The 15035-nt window shown below is 63.6% G+C and carries 5 protein-coding genes; 1 reads left to right on the top strand and 4 read right to left on the bottom strand.

The annotated features are described in order from the left end of the window. From AWC08_RS33720 to AWC08_RS33710, 4 genes are all read right to left on the bottom strand, one after another. A partial coding sequence (locus AWC08_RS33720; RefSeq protein ID WP_142283965.1) for a PE family protein occupies positions 1-1028 on the bottom strand: 1028 nt, incomplete at its 3' end. A gap of 113 nt (positions 1029-1141) precedes the next feature. Beyond that, positions 1142-1321: a hypothetical protein gene (locus AWC08_RS36105; protein ID WP_142283964.1), complete on the bottom strand. Its 180-nt coding sequence runs from the start codon at positions 1319-1321 to the stop codon at positions 1142-1144. Between the two features lie 514 nt (positions 1322-1835). Next, positions 1836-3770 carry a glycoside hydrolase family 64 protein gene (locus tag AWC08_RS33715; protein ID WP_069434969.1) on the bottom strand — a complete coding sequence of 645 codons (1935 nt, stop codon included), beginning with the start codon at positions 3768-3770 and terminating at the stop codon, positions 1836-1838. A 314-nt stretch (positions 3771-4084) separates the two neighbouring features. Further along, positions 4085-14125 carry a PPE domain-containing protein gene (locus tag AWC08_RS33710; protein ID WP_085088796.1) on the bottom strand — a complete coding sequence of 3347 codons (10041 nt, stop codon included), beginning with the start codon at positions 14123-14125 and terminating at the stop codon, positions 4085-4087. Between the two features lie 312 nt (positions 14126-14437). Here AWC08_RS33710 and AWC08_RS33705 point away from each other — a divergent pair. Next, the coding region (locus AWC08_RS33705; protein WP_085088793.1) for a PE family protein at positions 14438-15035 on the top strand (598 nt) is incomplete at its 3' end.

The raw sequence follows: 15035 nt of genomic DNA, 5'->3' as shown, positions 1-15035 counted from the left end.
TTGCCGGCACCACCGGCGCCGCCCAGGCTCGCACCCCCACTGCCGCCGGTGCCGCCGGCCCCGAACATCCCGCCGGCACCACCGGCGCCGCCCGCTCCACCAGTGGTACCGGCGGTGGTGGACGTGCCGCTTCCACCGGCCCCGCCCGTGCCGCCGGCGCCGAACGTGCCCCCGTCACCGCCGGCGCCGCCGGCCCCGCCCGAGGCGCCGGCACCACCGGCCCCACCGACCCCGCCGTCGGTGAACAGCCCGCCTGTGCCGCCGGCCCCGCCTGCCCCGCCCGGGGCGGTACCGAAGGTGAATCCGCCGGCGCCGCCGGTCCCCGCCGCTCCGAAGAGCAGACCGGCGTTACCGCCGCGCCCGCCAGCTCCACCGGCCGCGCCTCCGGCGTCGGTAGAGGAACCCCCGACCCCACCGGCGCCACCTGATCCGACCAGCATGGCGTTGCCACCGGCCCCGGCGGCTCCACCGGCCTTGCCCGCCGTGGTGGCGGTGCCGCCGGCCCCGCCGGCCCCGCCGCTACCGAACAGCCCCGCGGCGCCGCCGGCACCGCCCTTGCCGCCGTCTGCGCCCGCGGTGGAAGTCCCCGACCCGCCGGCCCCGCCGTTGCCGATCAACCATCCGCCGGCACCACCGTTCTGGCCCGTCCCCGGAGCGCCGTTGGCTCCGTTGCCGATCAGCGGGCGCCCGGTCTGTGCCACGAATTGCGCGTTGACGACGTCGAGCAGGCTTTGCAAGGGTTGCGCCGCAGCGGATTCGGCCGTCGCATACGAGCCCGCACTCCCGGTTAGGGTCTGCACGAACTGCTGATGAAAAGCCGCCACTTGCGCACTCGCGCTCTGGTATTCCTGGCCGAAAGTCCCGAACAGTTCCGCGATGGCGACCGAAACCTCGTCCTGGGCGGCGGCCAGCAGACCCGTGGTACGGGCCGCCGCCGTGGCGTTGGCCGAATGCAGCGCGGAGCCGATTCCGGCCAAATCTGTTGCTGCCGTTTCGATTATCTCCGGCAGCACGATGACATAGGACATTTCGGCACCTTTCTACGAGTCATGACCGAAAGGTCGTGACGAGTGGTTTGATCGCCAGACCGCTGTCGGACTGGTGAGCTTTGGAAGATTCGGTGTTGAGCCGCTAGGCGCCGCTAGCGCCGTCGACCCGGTCGGTTCACGCGGATCCGCCGCGCGTTGTCGTAATCCTCTTTTTCCGTGGATATTTGAGCGCCGGCGGCGCGGACTTCACCTGCGCCCCGCCGCCTGCGCAGTTCATCGGCCGCGATGAAGCGGCTGATGCTCGGCCCCTGCCTCGCGATGCCGGTCACCATGCATAGAGGCTATGGGGAGTGCTACTGACCCGTCATGACCACAACTAGGCATCTTGCGAGTAGCCGACGCTAGTCAGATTTGACTAATGCAGCCGTCGTCAATGTGGTTGTGTGCAATGGGGCCCCGTTCCCGGCGAGCTGACCACCCGGAGGTGTGGCTACCAGTGAGCCGGCCACAACGCGCCGCAAGTTCGCCCCGCTGGCCACCGATGAGGGGCAAGGCTGAGGTCGGCCGTCGCACCGAGGGTTCCGCGGCCCGACTTGTGAAGCAACAAGACGCGACCAGGGACCTGAGATCCCGGGGGGCGCCGATTGTCAGAGAACGTTTCATGAGCCAATTGTTCGCCGGGAACGCGTGTTGGATCATGGGGCAGATGCCTCAAACTCGTGGCGGGCAAGTGACTCCCACGGCCCAGAACTGTTGTCCGCCAGACGATGGCCGTGATCCTGGAATGATCGGGAAACGGTGCGGCAGCAACCTCGACGGCGCCGTCATGCGCCGTCATGCGGCAGCTTAGTTGAGGACGAATGACAGCTGAGTCGGCGGCTGAGGGTTGGGCAGGATCAGCACCGAGCTCTGGTTGTTCACGTCGTCGAATGGGAAGCCGTAGGCGAGGTTGGCAATGCTGTTGGCGTGGAAGAACTGTGCCCAGTTATTCCAGCGCCCTCCGGTCGGATAGTAGCCGGCGACATTGGCCCACTGATCCGGCGATATCGCCACACCGCGGTTGAACGCCGCGTTGAGTTCGGCGAGGAACGCCCCCTGTTCGTGGGTACCGACGAACGGGCCGTTGGCGGCGAAAACTTGTGCTGTCGTGGGCTTTGCCATGGTGTACATCGAGGCGGTTCCCCCGTCGGGGGTAACGCTGTAGTGGAACAGGCCGCTGCCGTCGACGTTCCCAGTCACCGTGTAGCCGGGGCCGTCGTAATTGAACTGGTTGGCTTGATAATTCGACCAGAAGTCGTTGATTGGTTGGTCGAGCCAGGTGGCCAGACCGCCGGGCGTCGCGCTGCGCGGCGCCAAGATTCGCAGCGGGTCGCCGGTGCCGTCGTTGAGAACCAAGGCCTGGAACTCGGCCGGGACCGAGGCCACGTACTGCTGGAACACTTGGTCTCGCGACAGTGTGATGCCTCGGGTCCCGTCAAACCCGGTGGAGGTCTGCCCGAGCGTGAACGAGAACGGCAACCCGAATTGATCCACCTGCGTGGTGTTACCCCCGAAGGCGACTGCGCCGTTCTTGTAGGTCATCTCGTACCAGTCGTAGACCGTGTTGTAGTTCGGATCGGAGGGATTGGCGGGATCAAGGCCGGCCCAGCCCGAATTGTCGGCGGCTATGCCGATATAGAGCGGGTTCTTCATCGACATGAAGATCCGGCCGCCCTGAAACTCCGACGGTATCGAGAGGCTGCCCGTCTGATCGAGGGTGAACGACATATTGGCGTAGTTCACCCCGTTGTACGTCAGGTGACCAGGGGCGTTAGCGGCGCTGGAGTCGATGTGGTGGGCTACGCCGTTCTGGTCGATCCACGACCACTGGCCGGGTGTCGTCTGGCCGAGCAAAGTCAGGTAGATCTCGCTGTTGCTCAAACCCGTGTTATTGACGAATGGGCCGACGCGAAATCCGCCGGGGAGCCCTTGGGCTCCGTTGAGGCCAGCGTGACCGGGGCTCCCAAGTAATCCGGGCGCGCCACCGGCGCCGCCGAGGCCCCCGTTCCCCCCGGGACCGCCGGTACCGAAGTTTCCCGCGGCGTCGGCCGGGCCGCCGACCCCGCCGGTGCCGCCGACCCCACCGGCACCGCCGGTGCCACCATTGCCGAAGAACAGCCCGCCGTGGCCGCCGACACCGCCCGCCGCCCCGGTGCCGCCGGGACCGCCCTGTTGACCCGCAACGCTGGTCGTGGTGCCGGTAGCCCCGACTCCGCCCGCGCCACCCGTGCCGCCACGACCGAACAAGCCCGCCGCGCCCCCGGCGCCCCCGGTTTGCCCGGCTGCCCCCGAACCGCCGTCGCCTCCATCGCCCCACAGGAGTCCGCCGGGCCCGCCGGCCTGACCGGTGCCTGCGGCTCCGTTTCGGCCCTTGCCGATCAGCGGCCGCCCCAACAAGGCGTTGAAGGGCGCATTGATCACATCCAGGATGTTCTGCTCGATGCTCTGCAACGACACGGCACTGGCGGCCTCCGCGGCCGCATATGCGCCGGCCCCCGAATTGAGGGTTTGCACGAACCGCTGCTGGAACGTCGCAATTTCCGCGCTGATCGCCTGATAGGTCTGCCCGTGTTCGCCTAACAGCGCCGCAATTCCCGCCGACACCTCATCGGCACCCGCCGCCAGCACCCTCGTCGTCGAATTAGCTGCTGCCGCATTGGCTTTCGTCACCGACGAGCCGATCAGTACCAAATCCGAAGCCGCCGTGACCACCATCTCCGGTACTGCAGTGACAAACGCCATTCCGCACCTCCAGCAACCCATTCGACGCAATTCCTCGAAAGAGCTTTACCGGCCAATTGCCTGCAGGTCAACAGGGCCGGACACATTGCGACAAATGCGTGACGGCGCCCGCCGGACGAAAGTCTCGCCGGCGGGATTGGATCTGTGGTTTTCGCCTGAGGTATGGCCGCTTGGGTCTAACAAGGTCTAACAATGAGATGGCAATGCTGATTGTCCGCACGCGTGCCGGAAGCTGCGCCGGCTCGTGCTGCCGTTGGATGAGCAACTGATTGCAGACACACCGCCGCGAGTGAGGGCTGCGCGGGCGCGCGGTGCTAAGGCCCGACAAAGTTATTGAACAAGCCGGACAGTTGCGCGCCGAAGTTGCCGATGCCGGACACGAAGCCCTGCGTGGCCAGGTTGAGGGAACTGGTGTTGAACAGGCCGGACACAGTGTTGCCGAGGTTTGCCCAGCCCGACTCGAAGGTGCCGAAGTTCTGGATGCCCGATACGTCGATGCCACCGGCGTTGAACAGGCCCGACGTCTGGGCGAAGCGGTTCGCCAAGCCAGACACGGCGCCGCCGGCGGTGTTGAAGAACCCGGACGCGCCACTGCCGGAGTTGAAGAAGCCCGACGACGGGGTGGGACCCGTGTTGAAGAAGCCCGGACCGGACTGATAGCCGAAGCTGAAGCTGAAGGGGCCCAGCAGACCGTTGCCAGCGAGGTTGTCGACGTAGTTGATCACGGTATCGATCGGGGTCTGCGGTTGCAGGGTGTTCAGGTTGAAGGTGACGGGCCCGATGTTGCTGTCGGAGTCCGTGATTCGGATCCCGAGGACGGTGCTGGCCTGGATATGTATCGGAATGAAGTACGTGAACGCCCCCGCCGTAACGGAATCGATGACGCCCGTGATCGGTACCTGGATGTTGAGCGGCACCTCGTAGTGGTAAGGAATTGCCGGCAGGGTGTAGGTGTAATTGAAGCCGAAGAGGCCTTGGTAATCGCCCCTCCAAAGGAAGCCGTTGCTGTAGCTGCCCGAGATGAATGCGCCGGTGTCGACATTGCCGGAGTTGGCGATGCCGGTGTTGGAGTTGCCGGTGTTGAGCCAGCCGGTGTTGTAGTCGCCGGCGTTGAATCCGCCGGTGTTGTAACTGCCCGGGTTGAAGCTGCCCGTGTTGGTGTCGCCGGCGTTGTAGAAGCCGGTGTTGTAGTCGCCCGCGTTGCCGATGCCGGTGTTGACCAGCCCGCTGTTGAAAAAGCCCGTGTTGGTGCTGCCGGTGTTGCCGATGCCGGTGTTGAAGCTGCCGGAGTTGCCGATGCCCCAGTTGCCGTTGCCGGAGTTGAAGAACCCGACGTTGTTGGTGCCCGAGTTGAACAGACCGATGTTGCCGCTGCCCGAGTTCAATCCACCGAAGCCGGACTGGTTATTGCCGGTGAGCCCGATACCGATGTTGCCGCTTCCGGTGTTACCGAAGCCGATGTTGCCGTCACCGAAGTTGCCGAAGCCGATGTTGTTGCTTCCGGTGTTGCCGAACCCGAAGTTGTTCAGCGCCGCGGTCAACCCTGGCCCGCTGTTGCCGAAGCCGAAGTTGCCGCTGCCGATGTTGCCGAAGCCGACGTTGCCACTGCCGAAGTTGCCCCCGCCGAAGTTGCCGCCGCCGATGTTGCCGTTACCGAAGTTGCCGTTACCGACGTTGCCGTTACCGAAGTTGGAGTCGCCGATGTTCGCGTTGCCGATGTTCAGCGAACCGAGATTGCCCAGGCCGAGGCTGAAGCTGGTCTTTCCGGTGGCGGCGTTCTGGAACAACCCGGCCAAGTCGGTGCCGACGTTGCTGAAGCCCGAAACATAGGCCGGCACGTTCATGGGGCCCAGTCCGGTGTTGAACGCACCCGAGATGCTGTTGCCGAGGTTGGCAATGCCGGATTGCAGCGAACCGTAGTTTTGGATGCCCGAGTTTCCGAAGATCCCGGTCGCGTAGTTGGCGAAGCCCGAGCTGAGGGCACCGGAGTTGAAGAAGCCCGATATGCCGCCGGTGCCGGAGTTGAAGAAGCCCGACGACGGGGTCGTCGTGAAGTTGAAGAACCCCGGTGATGCCGGAATGTCGATGATCGGAAGTCTGATGGGACCCACACCCGCATTGCCCACGACGGCCAGGACGGTCGAGCCATCAAGCGCACCGATGTTGAACGAGATCGTGTTGACCGGGGGTTGGCTGCCGAAGTCGATCGCGATGGGCGTCGTCACCGGGGCGTTGGCGGGGCCGCCATGGACGGTGATGGGGCCGATAGTGACGTTGAAGTTGGCAGCGTCGATGAAGCCGAAGACCTCTGCGGTGCCACTGATGTAGACCTGCGGAATGTTGATCGCCGACAGATACACGCTGGTGATGGTGGCGGTAACCGGCACATTTATCGGTGCACGAACGTCGAAGTTGATCGGAATTTCGTCGACCGTGATGGAGTAGCCGCCGGTGAGAACGCCTCGGTAGTCGCCCCGCCACAACAGGCCGTTGTTGTAGTTGCCGAAGTTGAAGAAGCCGGTGTTGACGTCGCCCGAATTGCCCAGCCCGGTGTTGTAGTCGCCGGTGTTGAACCAGCCCGTGTTGTAGCTGCCCGGGTTGAAGCCGCCGGTGTTGGTGTCGCCGATGTTGTAACTGCCGGTGTTGTAGCTGCCCGCGTTGGCGATCCCGGTGTTGACCAGCCCGGTGTTGAAGAAGCCGGTGTTGGCGCTGCCGGTGTTCCCGATGCCGGTGTTGAAGCTGCCGGAGTTGCCGATGCCGAAGTTCCCGTTGCCCGAGTTGAAGAACCCGACGTTGTTGGTGCCCGAGTTGAACAGGCCGACATTGCCGCTGCCCGAATTCAAGGCGCCGAAGCCCTGCTGGTTGTTGCCGGTGAGCCCGATGCCGATGTTGCCGCTACCGGTGTTGCCGAAGCCGATATTGCCGTCACCGAAGTTGCCGAAGCCGAAGTTGTTGCTGCCGGTGTTGCCGATCCCGATGTTGTTCAGGGCCGCGGTCAGCCCCGGCCCGCTGTTGCCGAACCCGATGTTGAAGCTGCCGATGTTCCCGCTGCCGAAGTTCTGGCTGCCGACGTTGCCGCTGCCGATGTTGTAGCCGCCGATGTTCCCGTTGCCGAGGTTGAACTCGCCGATGTTTCCGTTGCCCAGGCTGAACTGCCCGACGTCGCCCAGGCCGAAGTTCCAGGTCGACCCGGTCGGGCCATCGCGGAACAAGCCCGCGAGGTCGGTGCCGTGGCTGTAAAGCCCCGACAGGTTGGCTGGTGTTGTGAACACATTGGCGGCGGCGCTGGTGTTGAACAGACCCGAGACGGTGTTGCCCAAGTTGGAGAAGCCCGACACCAGGGTGCCGACATTGTTGACGCCCGAGCTTCCCAGGGCTTGCCAGTTGAACAGGCCGGATGTAGCGGCACCGAGGTTCCCGAAGCCCGATACGCCACCTGCGCCGCTGTTGAAGAAGCCGGACGAGGGGGTGGTGGTCGAATTTCCGAAGCCAGGGGCCGCCGGGATGTGAACGAGCGGGACGCGGATGGGGCCTGCGCTGCTGCGAATAGCGATGTTGATCGCCGTTGAGCCGTCCGGGTTCCCGATATTTCCGGTGATCGTGGGCAGGGTGCCGGTGATCGACGGAATTTGAATCGAGCTGACGGTGGCGTTCACGTTTGACCACAGGGGCCCGTCGAAAGTGAGGTTGATCGGCGCCAGAGTGAAGCCGTAAACCCGCAGGGTCCCGAGGTTGATGTTGAGCGGAATATTGAGCGGAATGTTGACGTCGAGGTTGGCGACGGGGAATTCCGGGATGGTGATGGTGTAGTCGAAGCCGACCAGGCCCTGGTAATCATCCCGCCAGATGAACCCGTTGTTGTAGCTGCCGGTGTTGAAGCCACCGGTGTTGACGTTGCCCGAGTTGCCCACGCCGGTATTGGTGTTGCCGGTGTTGAAGGCGCCGGTGTTGTAGCTGCCAAGGTTGTAGCTGCCGGTGTTGGTGCTGCCGACGTTGTAGTTGCCGGTGTTGTAGCTGCCCGCGTTGGCGATCCCGGTATTGACGCTGCCCGTGTTGAAGAAGCCGGTGTTGGAATCGCCGGCATTGCCGAAACCGGTGTTGAAGTTGCCGGAGTTGCCGATGCCGAAGTTTCCGCTGCCCGAGTTGAAGAACCCGACGTTGTCGGAGCCCGAGTTGAACAGGCCGATGTTGCCGCTGCCCGAGTTCCAGTTGCCGAAGCCCTGCTGGTTGTTGCCGGTGAGCCCGATACCGATGTTGCCGCTACCGGTGTTGCCGAAGCCGATATTGCCGTCACCGAAGTTGCCGAAGCCGAAGTTGTTGCTGCCGATGTTGCCGAAGCCGATGTTGTTCAGGGCCGCGGTCAGCCCCGGCCCGCTGTTGCCGAACCCGATGTTGAAGCTGCCGACGTTCCCGCTGCCGAAGTTCTGGCTGCCGACATTGCCGCTGCCGATGTTGGAATCGCCGATGTTGCCGTTGCCCAGGTTGAAATCGCCGATGTTTCCGCTGCCCACGTTCGACTGGCCGAGATCGGCGAGGCCCAAATTGAACAGCGATCCATCAGCGCTGCTGCGCAGGATGCCGGCGAGGTTGGTGCCGACGTTGCTGATCCCGGAGAGGTTGGCGGGTGTGGTGAGTATGTTGACGGCCGCGCTGGTGTTGAACAGACCCGAGACGGTGTTGCCCAGGTTCGAGATGCCCGATATCAGATCTCCGACGTCTTTGTAGCCGGAAATTCCCGACATGCCGGACGCGAGGTTGAAGAAGCCCGACGCGTTGCCACCGAAGTTCATGAAGCCGGAAGAGCGGCCACTCCCGGCGTTGAAGAAGCCCGACGACGGACTCGTGGTCGAGTTTCCGAAGCCCGGAGCCGGCTTGATGCTGACGCCCGCGAATGTGATAGGCAGCAGCCCGCCATTGCCAGTGATATGGATCAACGGTCCGGTCCCCCCCACGGGGGTGCCGATGTTGATGCCGATGAAGGGCAAGCCGATCGTCAAGTTCGGGATAGTGATTGAGCTCAGGCCGAGGTTCGCGTCGCCCAGGATGGTGGAGGCGTCAACGGTCAAGGGCGGAATGACGAAGCTCGAGATGGTGATGGTGGGAAGTACGGCGCCGATCGGTACGGACAGGTAAATCGGTACATCCAAATTCACCGGGATAGCGGTGTCGGGGATGACCGTCTTCGCGTCGAAGTTGATGAGGCCTTGATAGTCGGCCCGCCAGCCGATGCCGTTGTTGTAGCTGCCGGTGTTGAAGGCGCCGGTGTTGACGTCGCCCGAGTTGGCCAGGCCGGTGTTGTAGTCGCCGGTGTTGAACCAGCCGGTGTTGTAGTGGCCCGGGTTGAAGCTGCCGGTGTTGGTGTTGCCGATGTTGGCGCTGCCGGTGTTGGTGTTGCCCGCGTTGGCGATCCCGGTGTTGACCAGCCCGGTGTTGAAGAAGCCGGTGTTGGTGCTGCCGGTGTTGCCGATGCCGGTGTTGTAGTTGCCGGAGTTGCCGATGCCCCAGTTGCCGGTGCCGGAGTTGAAGAAGCCGACGTTGTCAGTGCCCGAGTTGAACAGGCCGACGTTGCCGCTGCCCGAGTTCAGGGCGCCGAAGCCCTGCTGGTTGTTGCCGGTAAGCCCGATGCCGATGTTGCCGCTACCGGTGTTGCCGAAGCCGATATTGCCGTCACCGAAGTTGCCGAAGCCGAAGTTGTTGCTGCCGGTGTTGCCGAACCCGATGTTGTTCAGGGCCGCGGTCAATCCCGGCCCGCTGTTGCCGAACCCGATGTTGAAGCTGCCGATGTTCCCGCCGCCGAAGTTCTGGCTGCCGACGTTGCCGAGCCCGAAGTTGTTGTCGCCGAGGTTGCCGAGGCCGAAGTTGTAGTCGCCGACGTTTCCCAAGCCGAAGTTGAGCCCGCCTTCGTTTCCGAAGCCCAGGTTGAAGTTGGTGCTGCCGGCGATGGTCCCGTCGTAGACGTTGCGGAAGAACCCGGCCAGGTTGCTGCCGGCGTTCGAGATGCCGGAGATGCGGGCCGCGGTCGCCAAGTTCAGCGAGCTTGTGTTGAACGCACCCGATACGGTGTTGCCGAAGTTTTCGATGCCCGACTGCAGGCCGCCATAGTTCATCAAACCCGAATTTCCGAAAATCCCGGCGGAGATGTTCTGGAAACCGGAGTTGTTGACGCCGAAATTGGCGAAGCCCGAATTGCTGCCGATACCGCCGTTGAAGAATCCCGAGGAGGGGCCGGTGCTGGAGTTGAAGAAGCCCGGAGTAGCCGGCATGTTGAAAACGGTCCAGTCGGCGGGGCCCACGCTGAAGGTAGCCGGCACGTAAAGGGCTGAAGTACCGTTCGGATTGCCGATGCTGACATTCAAAAGGGACAAGCTGAAGGTGACCTGCGGGATGGTGAGGGAATTGATAGTCCCGGAAACCAGAGTGATTCCCGAGAACAATCCATAGGTGATGTCAAACGGGATGCTGGCAATCGAAATTCCGTTGAACGTACCACTGGTGATAGTCGCCGTGATGGGAATGTTGATGGGGACATTCACGGTGAGGTGCCCAGGCATTTCTGGAATGTGAATGGTGTAGTTGCCGCCCATCAGGCCTTGTTCGTTGCCTCGCCAGAACAAGCCGTTGTTCATGTTGCCGGAGATGAAGGCGCCGGTGTCGTAGTTGCCCGAATTCACCAAGCCGGTGTTGTAGTTTCCGGCGTTGAAGAATCCGGTGTTGTAGCTGCCCGGGTTGCTGAGGCCGGTGTTGGTGCTGCCGATGTTGAAGGCTCCGGTGTTGTAGGAGCCTCCGTTGGCCAGCCCGGTGTTGACCAAGCCGGTGTTGAACAGGCCGGTGTTGGTGCTGCCGGTGTTGCCGAGCCCGGTGTTGTAGTTGCCGGAGTTGCCGATCCCGAAGTTGCCGGTGCCCGAGTTGAAGAAACCGACGTTGTTGGTGCCCGAGTTGAACAAGCCGATGTTGCCGCTGCCCGTGTTCCAGTCCCCGAATGCGAGCAGGCGATCGCCGTTGAGGCCGATGCCGATATTGCCGTTACCGGTGTTGCCGAAGCCGATATTGCCGTTACCGGTGTTGCCGAAGCCGAAGTTGTCGTTGCCGGTGTTGCCGAATCCGATGTTGTGGATGCCCGCTGTCAACGAGGGGCCGCTGTTGCCGAATCCGATGTTGCCGAAGCCGATGTTGCCGCTGCCGAAGTTCGTGCTGCCGATGTTGCCGAAGCCGGTATTTCCGCCGCCGATGTTGCCGCTGCCGAGGTTTCCGCTGCCGAAGTTCCCACTGCCCAGGTTCAGCTCGCCGATATTTCCCAGACCCAGGTTGATGACCAGCCCGTTGGCGCTGTCGCGGACGACGCCGGCCAAGTTGCTGCCGGCGTTCGCCAGACCGGAGATGTGGGCCGCCGTCGCGAGGTCGACCGTGCTGGTGTTGTAGATGCCCGAGACGGTGTTGCCGAAGTTCGCCAGGCCGGATGACAGCACACCGACGTTCTGGATGCCGGACAAGTTGCTGCCGAGGTTGAAGAAACCGGACGCGCGGCCGGTGCCGGCGTTGAAGAAACCCGACGAAGGCAGGGTGGTCGCGTTGCCGAATCCCGGCGTGGGGTTGACCTTGAGCAGCTGAATAGTGCCACCCTCGAAGGCGCCGGTGATGCCGATTCCCACGCTGCTGTTCGGTCCCCCAATAGTGAGTGTGAGCAGGGGGAGATTTAGCGAGGTACTCGATATGTTGACGGGTCCCAGGGTCAGCGTGATCGGGTCGGGCGGCGGCGACAGGAAGGTTGAGAACGTTTGTGTGCTGCCCGGGATCACGAATACGTTTCCACCGAATTGCATCACTTCGTTGACGGGGATGACCATTGATTGGTCGAAAGTGACGCTGGGGATAGTGACCTTGAGGTCGATGGCAATCTGGCCCGAGTTATCGCCTGAGGCGAGAATGCTGTTGTTGTAATTGCCGGTGTTGAGGAAGCCCGTGTTGGTGCCGCCGGGGTTGAGGCCACCGGTGTTGTAGTCGCCGGGATTGAAGGCGCCGGTGTTGATGTTGCCGACGTTGACGAAACCGGTGTTGTAGTTACCGACGTTGGCGATTCCGGTGTTGGTGATACCGGTGTTGAACCAGCCCGTGTTGTAGCTGCCGGCGTTGCCCCAGCCGGTGTTCAAGATGCCGGGGTTGCCGACGCCCCAGTTGCCGGTGCCCGCGTTTCCGATCCCGACGTTTCCGGTGCCCGAGTTGAACAGACCGATGTTGTTGGTGCCGGAGTTGAACAGGCCGAGGTTTCCGCTGCCCGTGTTCAGGGCCCCGAAGCCAACCAGGCCGGTTCCGCTCAGCCCGATTCCGATGTTTCCGCTGCCCGTGTTTCCAAACCCGATGTTGCTGACACCGTTATTGCCGAACCCCGTGTTGAAATTGCCGAGGTTCCCCAGGCCGGTGTTGTAGTCGCCGAGGTTTCCCAAACCCCTGTTGAAGTTGCCCAGGTTTCCGTTGCCGAAGTTCTGGCTGCCGACGTTGCCGATGCCGGTATTCGACGTGCCCGAGTTGCCGAAACCGATGTTGTCCAGGCCGGAGTTTCCGCCTCCGATGTTTCCGTTGCCGACGTTGCCGATGCCGATGTTGTTGTCGCCGACGTTGGCGGCGCCGGTGTTCTTGGCCCCGACGTTGGCCGGACCGGTGTTGCTGGTGGGGTCGGAGGTGCCGCCGAACAGGCCCGCCACGTTCGGGCCGGTGTTGTACAAGCCGGACACATAGTTGGGTGTCGTGAGGTTTTCGGGATAGGCACTGTTGATAAAGCCCGACATGGTGTTGCCGGTGTTGAACAGGCCGGAGGCCGCCACACCGGTGTTGATCAGACCCGAGAGGCCCAGGGTTCCCGTCGCTGAGTTGAAGATGCCCGAAACGTTGCCTCCGGAGTTCAAAAAGCCCGAAGCGCTGCCGGCGCCACTGTTGAAGAACCCTGAAGACGGGACGGTGCTGGAGTTCCCGATGCCCGGGGACCCGCCGATCAGGCCCTGGTAGTCACCCCGCCAGAACAGGCCGTTGTTGTAGTCACCCGTGATGAACGCGCCGGTATTGACGTTGCCGGCATTTGCCAGGCCGGTGTTGTAATTCCCGGAGTTGAGCCAGCCGGTGTTGTAGCTGCCGGTGTTGAAGCCGCCCGTGTTGCCGCTGCCCGAGTTGAAGTTGCCGGTGTTGTAGTTGCCCGTGTTACCGATGCCCGTGTTGGCTACGCCCGGGTTGAACAGGCCGGTGTTGGCGGCCCCGGAGTTCCCGAAACCGGTGTTGAACAGGCCGGAGTTGCCGAGGCCGAAGTTTCCGGTCCCCGAGTTGAAGAAGCCGGTGTTGTTGGTCCCCGAGTTGAACAAGCCGCTGTTGCCCGTGCCAGAGTTCAGCCCGCCGAACCCGCTCATGTTGTCACCGGTCAGCCCGATACCGAAGTTGCCGTTGCCGGTGTTGGCGAAGCCGATGTTGCCGTTGCCGGTGTTTCCCAGGCCGATGTTGTCGCTGCCGGTGTTGCCGAAGCCGATGTTGTGGATGGCCGCCGTCAGCGACGGACCACTGTTTCCAAAGCCGATGTTTCCGAAACCGATATTGGCCGACCCGATGTTTCCGGAGCCGATGTTCGCGCCGCCCACGTTGTAATTGCCGAGGCTCGCGTTGCCGAGATTGCCGACGCCGAGATTGGCCAGCCCGACGTTGATCGTGAACGGAATAACGGAGGCAGCATCAGCGGCGGCACTGGCTGCACCCCCGCCGGCCCCCAACGCGCCCGCGAGCTGAGCACCCGCGGCATTGGCCGCCACGACAAGGGCGCTCGAGGCGCTCGCCACGCGGCCCGCCACCTCCGCCAGATTGGGCAGCGGCAGGCTGAACGGGGTCAAAGCCGCGGCGACGGCGGAAGCCCCGGAATAGTAGCCGAACATCGCGGCGACATCTTGCGCCCACATGCCCTCGTACTGCGCCTCGATCGCCGCGATCGCCGGCGCGTTGAGGCCGAGCAGATTCGCCCTCACCAGCGACACCAGCTGAGCGCGGTTGGCAGCCACGACCACCGGATGCACCGTCGCGGCCTGCGCTGCCTCGAAGGCCGCCGCCACTACCCGGGCGTTACCCGCGGCCTCGCCCGCCTGCGCCGCCGCCGATCTCAACCAGCCCAGATAAAGTCCGGCGGAGCCTGCCATGGCCACCGCCGCCGAGCTCTGCCAAGCGGAATCCAGCAGCCCGAAGGTCACCGAGTCGAAGGAGTCTGCCGCCGACACCAATTCGGTGGCCAATCCATCCCAGGCCGCCGCGGAGGCAAGTATCGATCCTGACCCCGCGCCAAGGAACATCCGCGCAGAGTTGATCTCGGGTGCCAGTACCGCAAAATCCATACGCTGTCCTTCGCGGGGTGACCCCCACCGGGGTGGCGGTCAGTTTCTCATCAACGCCGGCGCATAACGGCCCTACCGTAGCGGCCCTGGTGCGGTTTGACGGGAGGTTCCGCACATTTGGCGCAAAATTTTTGAGGGTGAAAATGAATTCATTTTTGCTGCGCCGCCGGGTTGTCCGGCGACATGCACATACATTCACGCCATTCGGGCGGAAAACGTAAACGGTGCGCCAACCGTGGGCTACCGTGTTTGACTGCGCTGCTCGTAACTGGTGGTAATTCCGGGTTGTCCTGAGGTACGGCGAGGTCGCTTATGACGTTCATGGTGGTTTCACCAGAGATGGTTGCGGCTGCGGCTTCGGACGTGGCGGGTATCGGTTCGACCATCTCCGCGGCGAATGCGGCTGCAGCACAGTCGACGACAGGACTGGTCAGCGCGGCCGCCGACGAGGTATCCCACGCGATTGCGGCGCTGTTTTCCGGACATGCGGTGGGTTATCAGGAGTTCGCCGGTCAGGCCGCGGTGCTGCATGAGCAGTTTGTCCACACGTTGTCTGCCGGTGCGGCGTCCTATGCCACCGCCGAGGCCCTCAACGTCGGTCCGTTGCAGCCGGTGCTCGACCTGATTAATTTGCCGACCCAGGCGCTCTTGGGGCGTCCGCTGATCGGTAACGGCACCGACGGCGCCCCAGGCACCGGGCAGGCCGGCGGGCCGGGTGGGTTGTTGTTCGGCAACGGCGGTAATGGCGGTTCTGGGGCAGCGGCACAGCCCGGTGGTGCCGGTGGGGACGCGGGACTGATCGGTGCTGGCGGTGCTGGTGGTGCCGGGGGCATGGGCGGGCCTAATGGGGGTGCGGGTGGCCAGGGCGGCGCCGGCGGCAACGGCGGCACCGGCGGCAACGGCGCCAACG

The sequence above is a fragment of the Mycobacterium gordonae genome (genome assembly GCF_002101675.1).
GTDB lineage: Bacteria > Actinomycetota > Actinomycetes > Mycobacteriales > Mycobacteriaceae > Mycobacterium > Mycobacterium gordonae.
Note: the sequence above shows the minus strand (reverse complement) of the source record. Positions and strands in the feature narration are given on the sequence as shown.

What these genes read in the sequence shown, in the direction of transcription:
- AWC08_RS36105 (WP_142283964.1), bottom strand. Translation starts at nt 1,321, where the DNA reads ATGGTGACCGGCATCGCGAGGCAGGGGCCGAGCATCAGCCGCTTCATC.
- AWC08_RS33715 (WP_069434969.1), bottom strand. Translation starts at nt 3,770, where the DNA reads ATGGCGTTTGTCACTGCAGTACCGGAGATGGTGGTCACGGCGGCTTCG.
- AWC08_RS33710 (WP_085088796.1), bottom strand. Translation starts at nt 14,125, where the DNA reads ATGGATTTTGCGGTACTGGCACCCGAGATCAACTCTGCGCGGATGTTC.